This is a genomic window from Umezawaea sp. Da 62-37 (genome assembly GCF_032460545.1).
GTDB lineage: Bacteria > Actinomycetota > Actinomycetes > Mycobacteriales > Pseudonocardiaceae > Umezawaea.
Genome location: NZ_CP135965.1, coordinates 10,784,773 through 10,801,461, shown reverse-complemented (window position 1 = coordinate 10,801,461; position 16,689 = coordinate 10,784,773). Strand labels below are relative to the sequence as shown.

General features: G+C 71.6%; 12 protein-coding genes. 4 read left to right on the top strand and 8 right to left on the bottom strand.

All coding sequences use genetic code 11. The features are described 5' to 3' along the window. The first annotated feature begins 169 nt into the window (after positions 1-169). Genes RM788_RS48610 through RM788_RS48600 form a run of 3 tightly spaced genes read left to right on the top strand, consistent with a single transcriptional unit; the run spans position 170 to position 3,361 of the window. Positions 170-1,369 carry a monooxygenase gene (locus tag RM788_RS48610; protein ID WP_315928132.1) on the top strand — a complete coding sequence of 400 codons (1,200 nt, stop codon included), beginning with the start codon at positions 170-172 and terminating at the stop codon, positions 1,367-1,369. A 40-nt stretch (positions 1,370-1,409) separates the two neighbouring features. Beyond that, entirely contained in the window at positions 1,410-2,696 is a 1,287-nt protein-coding gene (locus tag RM788_RS48605) for a sensor histidine kinase (protein ID WP_315928130.1), read from the top strand. Continuing rightward, positions 2,693-3,361: a response regulator gene (locus RM788_RS48600; protein WP_315928128.1), complete on the top strand. Its 669-nt coding sequence runs from the start codon at positions 2,693-2,695 to the stop codon at positions 3,359-3,361. The genes RM788_RS48605 and RM788_RS48600 overlap by 4 nt, the downstream gene beginning before the upstream one ends. Here the strand turns inward: RM788_RS48600 and RM788_RS48595 are convergent. Beyond that, positions 3,336-4,103 (bottom strand): class I SAM-dependent methyltransferase, encoded by a 768-nt coding sequence (locus RM788_RS48595; protein WP_315928126.1) that lies wholly within the window; start codon positions 4,101-4,103, stop codon positions 3,336-3,338. The two genes, RM788_RS48600 and RM788_RS48595, sit on opposite strands and share 26 nt — an antisense overlap. A gap of 241 nt (positions 4,104-4,344) precedes the next feature. Between RM788_RS48595 and RM788_RS48590 the strand changes: the two genes are divergently transcribed. After that, on the top strand, positions 4,345-6,339 hold the full coding sequence (locus RM788_RS48590) for an alpha-glucuronidase (RefSeq protein ID WP_315928124.1): 1,995 nt from the start codon (positions 4,345-4,347) through the stop codon (positions 6,337-6,339). Here RM788_RS48590 and RM788_RS48585 read toward each other — a convergent pair. The 7 genes from RM788_RS48585 to RM788_RS48555 all read right to left on the bottom strand — a co-directional run bounded on the left by RM788_RS48585 (position 6,333) and on the right by RM788_RS48555 (position 16,540). Beyond that, on the bottom strand, positions 6,333-8,348 hold the full coding sequence (locus tag RM788_RS48585; RefSeq protein ID WP_315928122.1) for a beta-galactosidase: 2,016 nt from the start codon (positions 8,346-8,348) through the stop codon (positions 6,333-6,335). The two genes, RM788_RS48590 and RM788_RS48585, sit on opposite strands and share 7 nt — an antisense overlap. Continuing rightward, positions 8,345-9,031, bottom strand: coding sequence for a DUF624 domain-containing protein (locus RM788_RS48580; RefSeq protein WP_315928120.1), 687 nt, complete (start codon positions 9,029-9,031; stop codon positions 8,345-8,347). The genes RM788_RS48585 and RM788_RS48580 overlap by 4 nt, the downstream gene beginning before the upstream one ends. Continuing rightward, positions 9,028-10,539 carry a GH39 family glycosyl hydrolase gene (locus RM788_RS48575; protein WP_315928117.1) on the bottom strand — a complete coding sequence of 504 codons (1,512 nt, stop codon included), beginning with the start codon at positions 10,537-10,539 and terminating at the stop codon, positions 9,028-9,030. Before RM788_RS48575 ends, RM788_RS48580 begins: the two co-directional genes overlap by 4 nt. A gap of 61 nt (positions 10,540-10,600) precedes the next feature. Continuing rightward, positions 10,601-12,193 (bottom strand): ABC transporter substrate-binding protein, encoded by a 1,593-nt coding sequence (locus RM788_RS48570; RefSeq protein WP_315928115.1) that lies wholly within the window; start codon positions 12,191-12,193, stop codon positions 10,601-10,603. Between the two features lie 80 nt (positions 12,194-12,273). Next, positions 12,274-13,209 (bottom strand): carbohydrate ABC transporter permease, encoded by a 936-nt coding sequence (locus RM788_RS48565; protein WP_315928113.1) that lies wholly within the window; start codon positions 13,207-13,209, stop codon positions 12,274-12,276. Further along, positions 13,206-14,189: an ABC transporter permease gene (locus RM788_RS48560; protein WP_315928111.1), complete on the bottom strand. Its 984-nt coding sequence runs from the start codon at positions 14,187-14,189 to the stop codon at positions 13,206-13,208. The genes RM788_RS48565 and RM788_RS48560 overlap by 4 nt, the downstream gene beginning before the upstream one ends. Then, positions 14,186-16,540: a beta-xylosidase/alpha-l-arabinosidase gene (locus RM788_RS48555; protein WP_315928109.1), complete on the bottom strand. Its 2,355-nt coding sequence runs from the start codon at positions 16,538-16,540 to the stop codon at positions 14,186-14,188. Before RM788_RS48555 ends, RM788_RS48560 begins: the two co-directional genes overlap by 4 nt. Positions 16,541-16,689 lie beyond the last annotated feature (149 nt).

Sequence of the window (16,689 nt, the reverse complement as noted above, 5' to 3'; positions counted from 1 at the left end):
AAGCCCCTTCCCCGCGGTTCTCCCCACTGGCGGACGTCACCGCGCCGTGGTACCGCGGTACTACCCCGCCTCCCGCCGGTCGCACCGGGGGATGACGAACCACTTGGCGCGGACGTCCTAACGTGCAGGAGGAAGCCGCTTCCCGCGGCGGCACAGACGAGGGGACGTCATGACTCACCGCACCAGGCCACCGCGGACGCGCGCTCTGACAGCGGCGGGCGCCGCACTGGCGATCGTGCTGGCGGGCTGCTCGTCGGCGTCCACCGGGGCGACGTCCCCGGCGTCGTCGACCGCCTCCGGCCACGCCGGGCACGACACCACCGGCGCGCCCGCGCCGACCGAGCCCCTGCGGGAGGGCGAGCGGTTCGTCGACATGTCCATGTCGGCCGCCTACCAGCCCGCCCCGCCCAACGGCGGCACCGACGAGTACCGGTGCCTGCTGCTCGACCCGAAGATCACCGAGCCCGCTTTCCTGACCGGTACCCGGTTCCAGCCCGGCAACGAGCCGATCGTGCACCACGCCCTGGTGTTCGCGGTGCCGCCCGAGGGGGCGCAGGAGGCGACGGCCAAGGACGCCGAGACGCCCGGCGACGGCTGGACCTGCTTCGGCGACAGCGGGCTGCGCGGCGGCGACAAGCCCCCGGTGTGGGTGGACACCTGGACGCCGAACGGCACCGAGACCCTGCTCCCGCAGGACGTCGGGTTCCCGATCGCCCCCGGCGGCCTGATCGTCCTCCAGATCCACTACAACCTGCTGGCCACCGACGGCAAGCCGGGCCAGACCGACAGGTCCACCGTGCGGCTGCGGATGAAGACCGGGACGGCCGCCACGAAACCGCTGGACACCGCGCCGCTGGACGTGCCGATCGAACTGCCCTGCGCCACCGACGAGTCCGGCCCGCTCTGCGACCGCGCGACGGCCGTCGCCGACGTCGCGAAGCGGTTCGGCGAGGAGGTCGGCGGCACCGAGGACAGGCTGGTCGAGCAGTGCAGCGGCGGTGTCCCGAAACCGGGCAACACCCAGTCGTGCGAGATCCGGGCACCCCGGAACCTCACGATCTACGCCGCACTGGGCCACATGCACCTGCTCGGCCGCGCGATCAAGATCGAGCTCAACGCCGACACCCCCGCGGCGCGGACGCTGCTCGACGTGCCGATGTTCGACTTCGACGACCAGAAGATGCGGCCGACCCCCGCCCCCGTCGAGGTCAAGGCGGGTGACGAGATCCGGGTCACCTGCACCCACGACGCGGGCCTGCGCCGCCAACTGCCCCAGCTGAAGACACTGCCGCCGCGGTACGTGGTGTGGGGCGACGGCACCAGCGACGAGATGTGCATCGGCCTGCTGCTCTACAGCCCCGCCGCGTGACGGCGGGCGCGCCCACCGGGACGATGGGCGGGTGATCCCCATGAGCACCACGTCCGGAGCGGGTGAGGCGGACGCGCTGTGGAGCCATCCCCTGTTCGACCGCGCTTCCCGCCTGTGGCAGCGGTTCCAGCGGCAGGACGCCGCCCGGCCGTGGCTCACCGACCTCGGTCTGGTCGTGGCCGTCGCGCTGCTGTTCTGCGTGCCCGACCTGATCCCGTGCGGCTGCTCGTCGGACTACGCGGACCACACGGTCCTCCCGACCGTCAACCACCTGCCGTGGCAGGGCACCGTGGCCTTGCAGGCCGGGCTGGTCGTACCGCTGTTCTGGCGCAGACGGCGACCGGTGCTGGTGCTGGGGGTCGTCATCGCGGTCTTCCTGGTCCAGTGGTCGCAGGGCGCCTGGCTGCGCGCCGACGTCGCCGTGCTGATCGCCCTGTGCGGCATGGCGCTGCACGGGGCGCCACGACGACTGCCCGCCGCGGTCGTCGCCACCCTGGTCGTCCTGACCCTGATGATCCTGCGGATCCGCAACGACGTGTCGTTCCTGGACGCGTTCTTCTACATCCTGACCAACGTCATCGCGGCGGTCTCGGTCGGCCTCGTGCCGCGGATCCGCCGAGCCCAGCTCGCCGGCCTGCGGGAACGGGCGGCGCGGCTGGAGGTCGAGCGGGACCAGCGCAGCAGGCTGGCCGCCGCGACCGAACGCACCCGCGTCGCCCGCGAGATGCACGACATCGTCGGCCACCACGTCTCCGTCATGATCACCCTCGCCGACGGCGGCGGCTACGCGGCCGCGCTGTCACCGGACCGCGGCCGCCAGGCGCTGCTGCTCATCGGCGACACCGGCCGCCAGGCCCTGCGGGAACTGCGCCGCAGCCTCGGCGTCCTGCGCGAGCACACCGACCCCGCCCCGCACCCCGGCACCGTCGACCTCGACGACCTGTGCGCCCGCGTCCGCGCGGCGGGCCCGCACGTCGTGCGGCACACCGAGGGCGACCTGGCGACCCTCGACCGCAGCGTGCAGCTCGCCGTCTACCGCATCGCCCAGGAGTCGCTGACCAACGCCCTCAAGCACGCCGGGCCGGACACCTCGATCACCCTGGCCGTCACCGTCGAGGACACCCGCGTGAGCATCGAGGTCACCGACACCGGATCCGGCGGCCGCCCCACCGCCGCCCACGGCGAAGGGCACGGCCTGACCGGCATGCGCGAACGCGCGGCCCTCTACAACGGCACCTTCAGCGCCGGGCCGTCCCCGCGGGGAGGGTGGGCGGTCCGCGCGACCTTCGCCCTCACCGCGCCCCGCGCGAACGCGGGTGCGGCATGACCACCGTGCTCATCGTCGACGACCACCCGTTGCAGCGCTTCGGCTTCCGCATGCTGCTCGACAGCAACCCCGACACCGAGGTCCTCGGCGAGGCGTCCCGCGGCACCGAGGCCGTCCGCATGGCCGCCGAACTGCACCCCGACGTGATCCTCATGGACGTCCGCATGCCCGGCATGGACGGCATCGAGGCCACCCGCCGCATCGTCGACACCGGAGGCCGCTCCCGCGTCCTCATCCTCACCACCTTCGACCTCGACGAGTACGCCCACGCGGCGTTGCGCGCGGGAGCCAGCGGGTTCCTGCTCAAGGACGCGCACCCGGAGGAGTTGCTCGCCCGGATCCGCGCCGTCGCCGCGGGCGACGCGGTCATCGCCCCCGCGCTGACCCGGCGGCTGCTGGACACGTTCACGCAGCACCTCGAACCGGACGATCCGGTGGCCGAGGACTCGCGACTGGGCGCCCTGACGGCCCGCGAGCACGAGATCCTGCTCGCGATCGGCCGGGGGTGGACCAACGGGGAGATCGCCGAGCGGATGTTCCTGTCGGAGTCGACGGTGAAGACCCATGTGGGGCGGGTCTTGGCGAAGATCGGGGCGCGGGACCGGATCCAGGCCGTGATCCTCACCTACGACCTGGGGCTCACCCGGCCGAACGCGGCGGAGTGACGGCGGTGACGACGGGCTGGAAGAACCCCGTGTCCGGCCAGGTCACGTCGACGAACCCGGCCTCGGACAGCGACGCGGCCAGTTCGGCGCGGGTGACGGCCCAGTAGGCCGCCCGGCGGACCGTCGTGGTCCACGCGTCGCCGCGCGGTTCGAGCTGGAAGTGCTCCAGGTCGTAGTGGGTGCCCTCGGCGTTCCACCGCCACAGCTGGAACGTGACGGTGCCGTTCGCGTTGCGCTGCGGCGCCGTGGACGACGGCCGGTCGCGGCGGATCGCGTCGTAGTCGCGAGTGGACAGCACCAGCCGCCCACCGGGTCGCAGCACCCGCCGCATCTCCGCGGCGGCAGCACCGAGGTCGGCCGCGGACAGCAGGTGCGGCACGGCGTTGTCCGCCGCCAGCACGACGTCGAAGCTCCCCGCCGCGAACGGCAGTGCGCGCATGTCCGCCGCCACGACCGGCAGTCCCACCCTCCGCGCCACCGCCTCGCGCGCCGCCCGTGCCACGGCGACCGGGCTCAGGTCCGACCCCACCACGGTGGAACCCAGTGCTCCCAGGCCGATGGCCTGCGTGCCGATGCCGCAGGCGCAGTCCAGCACCCGCGAGCCGGGCGGGATCAGCGGAGTGAGCGCCGCGGCCTGGCGCGCGATGCCCGCGTCCCAGTCGGCGTAGACCAGGTCGTAGGTGGCCGCCAAGTCGTCGTAGAAGCGGCCGGTGCCCCGCGGATCGCCCACGTCGTGTGCCACCTCCCGATCACCTGCGGTCCTCTCCCCGTCCTGCGTCCACACGGTAGACGAAGCCCAGCTTTCGGACCCCTCTCCCAGCGCGGAGCTGTGCCCCAACCCCGGCCGCTCCCCACCACCCGCCTTCCAGGTCGGGGCGGAATAGTGGCAAAGCTTGGTTTTGGTCAGCACTGAAGCAATGACCAGCACCAATGCCAAATGCCGAAGTCTTGCCCACGACCGGAACCCTGTTTAAGTTCAATGCATGAACCAATTCATCGCACCGCTGCCGGACGGCGTCGACCCGGCGTGGCTGCCCTCGTCCGCCCTGCGGCCACTGGGTTCCCGGCGGGTCCGGGTGGTCGGGGACGGGTTGCTGGTCGACACGGTGCGCGGTGAGGTCGCGGCGGCGGCGGCGGAGCACGGCGGGGAACTGGTCGACGAACCCGGTACCGCTGCACTCGACCTGGTCCGCGCGGCCGGGCCGGACGCCGGGGACGAGGCGTTCACCATCGCACGGGCGGAGGGGACCACGACGGTCCACGCGGCCGGTGGAGCGGGGCTGCTGCACGGGTTCCACCAGGTCGTGCGGCTCGGCGAGGGGGCGTTCGCCGGGACGTGGACGGAGCGGTTCGCGCCCCGGCAGTCGGTCCGGATGCTCGACCACTGGGACAACGTCGACGTCCACCCGGTGATGGGGCAGGTCGAACGCGGCTACTCGGGCGGTTCCCTGTTCTACGACGACGGTGCGGTGCGCGCCGACCTGGGCAGGGTCGCCGCCTACGCCCGGCTGCTCGGGTCGATCGGGATCAACCGGGTGGGCCTCAACAACGTGAACGTGCACCGCACGGAGGCGCGGCTGCTGACCGACCTGCTGCCGGACGTGGCGCGGCTGGCCGACGTGTTCCGCCCGCAGGGCATCAGGGTCAGCCTGTCGGTGGGCTTCGCCGCGCCGATCACCCTCGGCGGCCTGGCCACGGCGGACCCGCTCGACCCCGAGGTGCGGGACTGGTGGGCGCGGACCACCGCCGACGTCTACGCGGCGATCCCCGACTTCGCGGGCTACGTCGTCAAGGCCGACTCCGAGGGGCAGCCGGGGCCGTTCGCCTACGGCCGCGACCACGCCGACGGGGCGAACGTGCTGGCCCGTGCGCTGGAACCGTTCGGCGGCACGGTGTTCTGGCGCGCGTTCGTCTACAACCACCGCCAGGACTGGCGGGACCGGACGACGGACCGGGCACGGGCCGCGCACGACCACTTCGCGCCGCTGGACGGCCGGTTCGACGACAACGTCGTCGTGCAGGTGAAGGCGGGGCCGATCGACTTCCAGCCGCGCGAACCGGTGTCGCCGGTGATCGCGTCGATGCCCCGGACGCGGCTGGCCGTGGAGTTGCAGGTGACGCAGGAGTACACCGGGCACCAGAAGCACGTCTGCCACCTCGTGCCGCTGTGGCGGGAGATGCTGTCGTTCCGGCCGTGGGGCGAGGAGGGCGGCACGGTCGCGGACATCGCGGCCGGGCGGGTGGACGCGCCCACCGGCGGGCTGGTGGCCGTGTCCAACGCGGGCGACGACCCGTTCTGGACCGGCCACCCGTTGGCGCAGGCCAACCTCTACGGGTTCGGCAGGCTCGCGTGGGACGACCGGCTGACCTCGGCGGAGGTGCTGGACGAGTGGATCGGCCTGACGTTCCCCGACCCGGACGCGCGGGAAGGGCTGCGCGGGCTGATGGACGACTCCTGGCGCACCTACGAGAAGTACACCGCGCCGCTGGGCGTCGGCTTCATGGTCCGCCCCGGCGGCCACTACGGGCCCGACGTGGACGGCTACGAGTACTCCCCCTGGGGCACCTACCACTTCGCCGACCGCGACGGCGTCGGCGTGGACCGCACCCGCGCCACCGGAACCGGGTTCACCGGCCAGTTCCCGGCACCGTGGCGCGATGTCTACGAGTCGCCGGAGACCTGCCCGGACGAGCTGCTGCTGTTCTTCCACCACGTCCCGTACGGCCACGTCCTGCACTCGGGCTCCACCGTCGTCCAGCACATCTACGACACCCACTTCGACGGCCACGACGAGGTCGTCCGGATGGCCGCCACCTGGGCCGGACTGGAGGGCCGGGTGCCCGCGCCGACGTTCGACCGCGTCACCGGACTGCTGCGCGAGCAGCTCCGGTCGGCGACCGAGTGGCGCGACCAGGTCAACACCTACTTCCACCGCAAGTCCGGCGTGCCCGACGCACGGGGCCGCCGGATCTACTGACAGCGCAGCAGGACCACGGCCGCCGGGGCCAGTTCCAGGTCGTCCCCTGCGGCGAGCGCGCCACCGCCGAGCAGGTCCACGCCGTCGGCGGGGCACGGCACGGTGAGCCGGGAACCGCTGTGGTTGAGCAGGAACAGGTACCGCTCCCCCGAAGCCGTGACGCGCTCGGCGACCTCGACGGCCGGCACGTCGGCCAGCGGCCCGACCAGACCGTGCTCGTCCAGCACCGACCGCACCACCGCGGCGACCCCGGCGTCGTCGAGCAGTGTGCCCACGTACCAGGCGCTTCCGCTCCCCCGTGCCGCGCGGGTGATCGCGGGTGTCCCGGCGTAGAAGTCGGCGCCGTAGGTGCCGAGCACCTCGGCGGACTCCGGCACGATCACCTCGAACACGTGGCGGGCGTCGTGCACGTCCCCGCCGAACGCCACCGGGTTCACCACGTCCGGCCGCTGCGCGTCGGTCTCCTCCACCCGCAGCCCGAGCAGGCCCGCGAACGGTCCCGGAACGTCGGCCAGGAAGGCGTTGTCGTCCTCGTCGACCCGACCGGACAGCGCGGTCGTCAGGAACGAGCCGCCGCGTTCCACCAGTGCCGCGACCCGCTCGGCGAGGTCTCCCTTCACCATGTGCAGCAGCGGTGCCACGACCACGTCGTAGCCGCTCAGGTCGGCCGTCACGGGCACCACGTCGAGCGGCGTGCCCGCTTGCCACAGGGCGCGGTGGTAGGCGGCGACCACCTGGAGGTAGCGCACGTCGCGGTTCGGCCCGTCGGACATCTCGACGGCCCACCAGCTGTCCCAGTCGACCAGCAGCGCCACCCGCGCGGGCGTCCGCGCGCCCAGCACCGCGTCGCCGACCCGCGCGAACTCGGCGCCGAGCGCGGCGACCTCGCGGAACACCCTGGTGTCGGTCCGGCCCGCGTGGTCGAGCACGGCGCCGTGGTACTTCTCGCAGGCGCCGCGGGAGTGCCGCATCTGGAAGTACAGGACGGCGTCCGCGCCGTGCGCCACCGACTGCCACGACCACAGTCCCAGGACACCCGGCCGTTTGACGGCGTTGACGTCCCGGCTCGCGGTCGTCGACGGCGTCTGCTCCATGACCCAGAACGGCTGCCCGCCCTTCAGTCCGCGCACCAGCCCGTGCGCCAGCGCCATCCGCGCGGCCGTGCGCACCGGTGACGTGTCCTCCGGCGGGTAGTTGTCCCAGGACGCGAAGTCCAGGTGCGGAGCCCAGCGGTGGTAGTCGATCGGCTGGTACAGGCCCATGAAGTTCGTGGTGACCGGCGTGGTCGGCACGTGCTCGCGGATCGCGGCCTTCTCCGCGACGAACCCGCCGAGCAGCGCGTCGGACATGAACCGCTTGTAGTCCAGGGTGATCCCCTGGAACGCCGTGTGGTCCGGCCCGCGCCAGTGCTCCGACAGCGCGTTCGGCGGCGGGATCTGCTCCCACTCGGTGAACGTGTGCGACCAGAACGTGGTGTTCCACGCGTGGTTGAGCCGGTCGAGGTCGCCGTAGGACTTCCGCAGCCAGTCCCGGAACCCCTCGCCGCACGCCGGGCACCAGCAGGAGCCGCCGTACTCGTTGCCGACGTGCCACGCCACGATCGCCGGGTTGTCGCCGTACCGCTGGGCGAGCCGTCCGGCCAGTGCGACGGACAGGCGGCGGAAGTCCGAAGAGGACGGACACGCGTTGTGCCGCTGGCCGTACACGTGCCTGCGGCCCTCGAAGTCCACCCGGCACGCGTCCGGGTAGGCGTGCGCGAGCCACGGCGGCATCGCGCCGGTGGGGGTGGCGAGCACGATCCGCTTGCCCTCCGCCGCGGCCCGGTCGACGATCGCGTCCAGCACGGCGAAGTCGTAGCGGTCCTCCGCCGGTTGCACGTGGGCCCACGCGAAGACGCCGACGGTCAGCGTGTCGACGCCCGCCAGCGCGAACGCCTCGTAGTCGGCGTCCCACACCTCCCGCGGCCACTGCTCCGGGTTGTAGTCCCCGCCGTAGCCGATCTGCGTCATGCGGTGAACCTCCGGGTGGCGTCGCGCAGCACCGGGTCGGCGTTGCGCAGCAGGGCGAACGTGCAGGGGGAAGCCAGCAGGACGAGGACCCAGTCCGAGGTCAGCGCCACGACGCCCGCCGCCGCGACGAGCAGCGACAGCGTGCCGAGCGCCGCCTTCGGGCGGGCGCCGAGGTAGTGGGCCGCCAGCCGCACGAGGTCGCGCGTCCTGAGCGACAGCGTGGACGACAGCACGAGCGCCTGCGCGGCCCACAGCAGGACGCCCAGCGCCACCAGCGCCAGCAGCGGGCCGTACCCCGTCGGCACGCCCGCCGCGTCCAGGTTCGCCAGGGTGAAGCCGATCAGCGTGAGCACGGCCAGCGTCGGCAGCCACCAGCGCAGCACGTCCAGCCAGTTCAGCCGGTAGCCGCGCCAGAAGTGCCGGGCGGGCGCCAGGTCCCGGTCGGTGCGGAACACCCGCCACGCGAAGACGGCGGCGGACAGCGCGGGCGCCACCGGGACGAAGCACAGGCCGATCAGGGGCGCGTTGCCCGCGCCGCCCGCCAGGAGCACGACCGCGGCCAGCGCCGGGGCCGTCGTCAGCACCAGCAGCACCTCTACCACCAGCAGCCAGTACACGACGGCCGAGGCGCGCGCGAGGACACCGCCGCCGATCTCGGCCGCCGGATCGGACGCGGGCCTCACCTCTCGTGCTCCGCGACGAGCCGGTCGTCGAGGGTGCCGAGCAGCCGCCGGTCGTCGAGCCCCGCGTGCTCCTGCGCGCCCACCGGCAGCACCTCCACGAAGGTGATCTCGTGCCGTGCCAACGGGAGCACCAGGTCCACCCGACCGGCCTCGACCGCGAGCGACCGGTGTTCCACCGCGGGTCGCGCGCAGTCGCGCAGCAGCTCGAACGTCCTGAGGTCCGGCGAGGCGGGCCTGCCCAGTTCGCGCCAGGCCGCGAACGCGTTGCCGTCGTGCTCGTTCACCCGCTCGCGGCGGACGAACGCGCGGGCCCCCGGCATCGGCACCGACAGCCGCACCTCGTGCCGCTCCGCCGCGTCCGGCGCCTCCGTCCCCCCGACGGGCTGCCACGCCAGCACGGTCACCCGCCCGTCGTCGTCGGCGCAGACCAGGTGGTCCTCGCCGCGGGCCAGCACCCACTTGCCCATGCGGGCCATGAACGCGTACAGGTGGTAGGTGGGCTTGCGGATCTGCCGGTGCGTGAGCAGGCCGAACCCGCCGTGGAACACCGAGGTCGGCACGTTCTCCTCCTCGAACACGTCGCAGAACGTCCAGTAGGAGTAGGAGTCCACGAGGTCGAGGCCGCCGGTGAGGACGGGGGCCAGGTAGGCGGCGTTGTAGGCCGTGTCGTGGATCGGGTTGTCCGGCCGGTAGGAGGTGTTGAACTCGGTGATGTGCACCGGGAGCCCCGCCAGCGCCGTACCCGCCAGGTACCTGCGCGGCGCGGCGAACTGATCGAGCAGCGTGCTCGGCGGCGCCAGCGTCTGGTAGGTGCCGAACGGGATGTGCTGCGCCGGGCCGGACGCGTAGGCGTGCCTGCTGACGAAGTCGACCGGCACGTCCCGGCGGGTGACGAAGTCGGCGAACGGCGACCACCAGTCGTCGGAGCCCGGCGACAGGGAGGGTCCGCCCACCTGGAGGCCCGCGTCGACGTCCTTCACGGCCCGCGCGGTGGTCTCGTAGAGCCGGAAGTACGCCTCCTGGTCGGCGTCCTTCCAGAAGTGCACCAGGTTCGGCTCGTTCCACACCTCGATGGGCCACGTCCGGACCTCGTCGACGCCGTAGCGGTCGACGAGGTGCAGGACCACCGCCCGCACCAGCGCGGCCCACTCGCTCTGGTAGCGCGGCGGCGTGATGTTGCCCTTCCACCAGAACACCGTGTCGTCGCCCGAGGCCAGCGCCGACGGCATGAACCCCAGTTCCACGAACGGTTTCAGGCCCAGCTCCAGGTAGCCGTCGAACACCTGGTCCAGGTAGGTGAACGAGTAGCGCGCCGAACCGTCCACGGTGGACTTGCGGTGCACGCCCATGTCGTCGGACAGCAGCCCGTGGCCGCGGATGTACCGGAAGCCGATGTCGCGCTGCACCAGGGCGAGCGAATCCCGGTAGTCCGACCTCAGGGCCAGGTTGAGCCGTCCCGTGCCGACGCAGTGGCGCCACGAGTCGGACAGGCGTTCGGTGGGCTCCACGGTGGCGCTCCCCTGCGTCCGGGCGGGGCGGGCCGGTCGGTGGACGACCGGCCCGCGGCGGTCAGCCGTTCTTCTGCTTGTACCGCTCGTAGGCGCTGTTGACGAGCTGCACGTACTGGCCCATCCCCTTGCCGTCCAGTTCCTTGACGTAGGCGTCCCAGGTCGACAGGTCGCGGTCGCCGAGGATGAACTGGAGCGTCGCCTGCGTGGTGAGGTCCTTGAGCGGGGTCTCCCACAGCGTGGCCTGTTCGCGCTCGGTGTCGCTGAAGGGCGCGGGCGGACCGAAGGGCAGGTTCTTCTTGCCGGAGATGGACTTCTGGAAGGCCACCTCCTCCTCGGTGAACATCGACTGGAGCAGTTCGGTGGTGCCGCCGTAGGCGAAGACGCCGCCCTGGAAGCCGAAGTCCTTCTGGAGCTTCTTCGGGGCGTCGGGGTTCATGCCGCCGAACCCGATGTCGGACTTGAGGGCCCGCTTGCCCGACGCGTCCTTGTCGTACGTGGTGCCCTTGACGCCCCACTTGGCGAACTCGGCGCCCTCGTCGGAGTACCACAGCCAGTCGATGAACTGCATCATGGCGACGAACTTGTCGCTCTCCGCCGCCTTCGCGGAGATCATCAGACCGTTCTCCAGGCGGGTCACGCGCAGCACGTCGCCGTTGGGCCCGGACGGGACGGGGATCTTCGCGACGGTCGCGCCGGGGATGTTCTTGAGGCCGGGGCGGTAGTCGTTGACGATGGTCTGGGCGTTCGTGCTGATGGCGAAGGACTTGCCGGTCGCGAACTTCTGGATCGCGGGCTCGTCCTTCTGCGTGAAGCTCTCCGGGTCCATCAGGCCCTCGGCGACGAGCTTGTGGAAGAACTCGACCAGCTTCTTGTACTCGGCGGCCGCGCCGGAGTACTCGTACTTCTTCGTGCTCTCGTTCCACCGCGCCTGCTCGTAGCCCCAGCCCGCGGTGGCGCCGAAGGCCGGCGCGGCGACGTTGAGGATGCTGTTGCCCTGGAACCGGTCCGACAGCGGGTAGCTGTCCGGGTGCGCGGCCTTGATCGCCTTGAGGACGGTGTAGACCTCGTCCCACGTCTTCGGCGTGGCCAGGCCGAGCCTGGTCAGCTCGTCGGTGCGGAACGCCAGGGTGTAGTCCTGCCACGGCTCCTCGTGCACGCCGGGCAGCAGGTAGAACTTGCCGTCGTCCTGGCGCAGCGTGTCCAGCTCGGGCTGGAGCTTCCACTTCTCGATCTTCGCCTTGAGGTTCGGCATCAGGTCGAGGTAGTCGCTCACCGGCAGGATCGCCCCCGAGGCGACGAACGCGTCCTCCTGGTTGGGGTAGGTCTTGGCGATGATCTCCGGCGCGTCACCGGCGCCGACGACCAGGCTCCGCTTCTGCTCGTAGTCGCTCATCGGCACGATCGTCGGCTTGACCTTGACGTTCGTCCGGCCGGTGATCTCCGACCACAGCAGCCAGTCGTCCTTCACCGGGTAGTTCGGGTGGTCGCTGTAGAGGACCCGGAACTCGACCGGCTCGGTGGCCTTGAACTGGTCGCCCGCCTTGAAGTCGCTCATGGCGGCGACCCGTTTGCCGTCGAGGTTCACGCCACCCGACGAGCCCTCCTCCTCGCTGCACGCCGCCAACCCCGCCACCAGTCCGGCGGCGGTCACGGCCGTGAGTAAGCGATTCCATCTCGTTCGCATCGTGCTCTCCTCAAGAGGTGTGACATCGTCGTCGACCCGGAGGTGCGCTACTGCTTGACCGCGCCGAGCATCACGCCCGACACGAAGTACCGCTGGATGAAGGGGTAGACCGTGAGGATGGGCAGCACCGTCAGCACCATCGTCACCGCCTTGATGTTGGAGTTGACCTGCCCCACGTCGCTGTCCGCGCTCCCCAAGGACGTCGCGGTGGTGGCCCCGGAGACCATGTTCCGCAGGTACACGGTCACCGGGAACAGGTCGGCGCGGTCGAAGTAGAGGAACGCGGAGAACCACGAGTTCCAGTTGGCCACCGCGTAGAACAGGACCATCGTCGCGATCACGGCCTTGGACAGCGGCAGCACGATCCGGAACAGCACGCCGTAGGTGTTGAGGCCGTCGACCGTCGCGGCCTCCTCCAGCTCCTTGGGCAGGCTCTCGAAGAACGCCTTCATCACCAGCAGGTTGAACACGCTGATCGCGTTCGGCAGCACGACCGCCCACAGCGTGTTCTTCATGCCCAGCTCGGAGATCAGCACGTAGTTCGGGATCAGTCCGCCGTTGAAGAACATGGTGAACACCGCGACGCCGACGAGCAGGCCGCGTCCCTTGAGGTGGTGCTTGGACAGCACGTAGGCGTACGTCGTCGTCAGCACGAGCGAGATCAGGGTGGCCGTCACCGTGTAGACGACGGTGTTCAGGTAGCTGTTCCAGAACGTCGGGTCGGACATGATGATCTCGTAGGTCTTCAGGTTGAACCCGCGCGGGACCAGGTTCACCCGGCCCGTGCGGATGTACTGCTCGTCGCTGAAGGACTGCGCCACGATGTTGACGAACGGGTACAGGGTCACCGCGGCGATCGCGAGCAGCAGGAACACGTTGACCACGCGGAAGATCCGGTGGCCGCGGGTGTCGCCGACGCGGGTCGGCCGGACGACCGCGGGCTTCTCCAGGCGCTTGGCCAGCTCGGTCGGGTCGGTGATCACCACAGGCTCGTCCCCACTGTGCGGCGCGAGATCGCGTTGGCGGACAGGACCAGCGTCAGGCCGATGATCGACTCGAACAGCCCGATGGCGGCGGCGTAGCTGAAGTTGTTCGACACCAGGCCGACCCGGAACAGGTAGGTCGAGATCACGTCGGCCGTGGGGTACGTCAGCGGGTTGTACAGCAGCAGGATCTTCTCGAAGCCGATCGCCATGAACGTGCCGATGTTGAGGATCAGCAGCGTCACCATGGTCGGCCGGATCCCCGGCAGGGTGATGTGCCAGGTCTGCTTCCACCGGTTGGCGCCGTCGATCTTGGCGGCCTCGTAGAGCTGGTCGTCGATGGTGGTCAGCGCGGCCAGGTAGAGGATCGTGCCCCAGCCGACGGTCTGCCACACCTCGGAGGAGACGTAGATCGTGCGGAACCACTGCGGTCCCTGCATGAACGCGATCGGGCTGCCGCCGAACGCGCCGATGACCTGGTTGACCGTGCCCTCGATCGAGGTCAGCTGGAGCACCATGCCCGCGACGATGACCAGCGACAAGAAGTGCGGCAGGTAGGACACCGTCTGCACGAACTGCTTGAAGAAGCGCGACCGGACCTCGTTGAGCAGCAGGGCGAGGACGATCGGCAGCGGGAAGCAGAACAGCAGGGTCAGCGCGCCGAGGATGAAGGTGTTGCCGAACACCTGCCAGAACGTCGGGTCGTCCAGGAAGATCTTGATGTACCGCAGGCCGACCCACGTCTCGCCGAACAGGCTGCCGCCGGGGACGAACCGGCGGAAGGCGATGACGTTGCCGAGCATCGGCAGGTAGCGGAAGAGCAGGAAGAACAGCAGCGGCACCAGTGCGAGCGAGTAGAGCTGCCAGTCGCGCCGCAACGCCTTGCGCCAGGTCCGCTTCACCCGCCGGTCCCGCAGCGCTTTCGCGGACGGCGGCGGCGGTTCGGGCGCGGCCTCGGGTTCCCGCGTGTCGATGGTCATGCCCCCACCGCCTCCTGCTCGACCTCGGTCACGACCGCCGTGGTGGTCCAGTCCCTGGTGTGGTCGACCACGCGCAACGGGCCCGTGAGGTCCAGGTCCACCACGCCGTGCACGTCGGCGCTGGAGCGGGAGACGCGGAGCTGAACGGCTCCCGGCTCGACGACCCGCCGCCCGTCGCGGCCGGTGAAGGACGTGACGTCGGCCGGGACGCGGAAGGCGACCCGCGCCGAGCACCCCGGCTCCAGCGGCACCCTGGTGTACCCGATCAGCCGGACGACCGGCCGGGTGACCTGGGCGACGGGGTCGTGCAGGTAGAGCTGCACGACGTCGGCGCCCGCCCGGTCTCCGGGGTTGTGCACGTGGAGCTCCACCACGACGTCGCCATCGGTCGGCCACGCCGCGGCGGAGGTCCGGGGAGCGGTCCAGGTGAACCGGTCGTAGCCGAGCCCGTGGCCGAACGGGAACGGGGACGTGGGGTCCACAGTGGACACGCGGGTGCTCTGGCCGAGCGGCGCGGACAGGTAGGTCCCCGGTTGGCCGGACGGGTCGGCCGGGATGCTGACGGGCAGCCGTCCCGACGGCGCCACCGCCCCGGTGAGGACGTCGGCGATGGCCCGGCCCCCGAGCTGGCCGGGGAAGAACGCCTGCACCACCGCGGCGACCCCGCCCGCCAGTCCGCCGATCGCGTACGGCCTGCCGGTGATCAGCAGCAGCACCACCGGTGTGCCGGTCGCCGCGACCGCCCGCACGAGGTCGGCCTGCGACCCCGGCAGGTCCAGCGCGGTCGCGTCGCACCCCTCGCCCGACGTGCCGCCGCCGAACAGCCCGGCCAGGTCGCCCACCGCCACCACGCACACGTCGGCGTCGCGGGCGACCGCGACGGCCTCGGTGAAGTCGGCTCCGGTCGACCTGACCTCGCAGCCGCGGGCGTGGGTGACCTCGCCCAGCGCGTCGCGCAGCGCCGACAGGACGGTCGGGATCCCCAGCCCCAGCCCGGTGTCCGGGTGGTGCACGCCGATGTGGGCGGGGAACGAGTAGCAGCCCAGCATCGCCATCGGGTCGTCGGCCAGCGGTCCGACGACCGCCACCCGTGCCCCCGCGCGCAGGGGCAGGACGTCGTCGGGGTTCGCCAGCAGCACCACGGACTCCCGCGCCAGCCGCAACGCCACCTCGCGCGACCGCGGCGTGTCCAGGTCCAGCGCGTCGACGCCGTCCGGCAGCGCCGACCAGTCCGGGTCCAGCAGCCCCAGCTCGACCTTCTGCGCGAGCACGCGGCGCAGCGCCCGGTCCACCAGGGCCTCGTCGACGTCACCGCGCTCGACGGCGTGGCGCAGCGGTTCGCCGTAGCAGCGCACGGTCGGCAGTTCGACGTCGATGCCCGCGGCCAGCGCGAGCGCGGCGGCGTGCCCCTCGTCCTCGGCGACCCCGTGCAGCGACTGGAGGAACTTGACCGCGAAGTAGTCGGCCACCACGGTGCCGTCGAAGCCCCAGGTGTCGCGCAGCAGTCCGGTGAGCAGGTCGCCGTCCGCGGCCGCGGGGACGCCGTCGATCTCGCTGTAGGAGTTCATCACCGACCGCGCGCGGCCGTCGCGGACGGCCATCTCGAACGGCGGCAGCACCACGTCGGCCAGCTCACGGGCGCCGATGGCCACCGGGGCGAGGTTGCGGCCCGCGCGCGACGCCGAGTACCCGGCGAAGTGCTTGAGCGTGGCGACGATCCCGGCCCCCTCCAGGCCGCGCACGTAGGCCGTGCCGACCGTGGCCACCAGGTAGGGGTCCTCGCCGATCGTCTCCTCGGTCCGCCCCCAGCGGTAGTCGCGGGTCACGTCCAGCACCGGCGCCAACCCCTGGTGCACACCGGCCGCGCGCATCGACGCGCCGATCAGGCCCGCCATCTCCGCGACCAGCTCGGGGTCGAACGACGCGCCCCAGGACAGCGGCGCGGGGTGGGCGGTGGCCCGCCAGGCGGCGAACCCGGTCAGGCACTCCTCGTGCACCAGCGCGGGGATCCCGAACCTGCCCGCGGCGACGATCTGCTCCTGGGACACCGCCAGCGACCGGGCGCCTGCGACCGGGTCGACCGGTCGGGTGCCGAACGGGCGGGTGAGCTGGCCGAGGCCGTGGGCGATGACGTCCCGCCACACCACGGGATCGCCGGTCATCTCGGACTGGTGCGGGGCGACCTCCCCGCCCTCGGGATCGGCGCCGACCCACACCCCGACGAGCTGGGCGAGCTTCTCCCGCAACGTCATCGCGGCGACGAGCGCGTCGACCCGCCGCGCCGTCGACAGGTGGACGTCCCGCCAGGGGGAAATCCCGTCGGCGGTGCCCTCGGCCGTCCTGTCCACCATCGACCAGGCACCTCCGACCACATCGTCGTGATAAGTCGAAAGTATCGAAATCAATTCCGATACCTCGACCCGGTGAGGAGGACCGTAAGGGCATCACCCCAGAGCGTCAACCACTCGTCGGCATTTGCTACGGCTTCCTGTCAGTGCCG

Bases quoted from the DNA above. Each gene is read 5' to 3' on its own strand.
- RM788_RS48560 (WP_315928111.1), bottom strand. From the start codon at position 14,189: ATGACCATCGACACGCGGGAACCCGAGGCCGCGCCCGAACCGCCGCCG.
- RM788_RS48585 (WP_315928122.1), bottom strand. From the start codon at position 8,348: ATGACGCAGATCGGCTACGGCGGGGACTACAACCCGGAGCAGTGGCCG.
- RM788_RS48600 (WP_315928128.1), top strand. From the start codon at position 2,693: ATGACCACCGTGCTCATCGTCGACGACCACCCGTTGCAGCGCTTCGGC.
- RM788_RS48555 (WP_315928109.1), bottom strand. From the start codon at position 16,540: ATGGTGGACAGGACGGCCGAGGGCACCGCCGACGGGATTTCCCCCTGG.
- RM788_RS48605 (WP_315928130.1), top strand. From the start codon at position 1,410: ATGAGCACCACGTCCGGAGCGGGTGAGGCGGACGCGCTGTGGAGCCAT.
- RM788_RS48610 (WP_315928132.1), top strand. From the start codon at position 170: ATGACTCACCGCACCAGGCCACCGCGGACGCGCGCTCTGACAGCGGCG.
- RM788_RS48590 (WP_315928124.1), top strand. From the start codon at position 4,345: ATGAACCAATTCATCGCACCGCTGCCGGACGGCGTCGACCCGGCGTGG.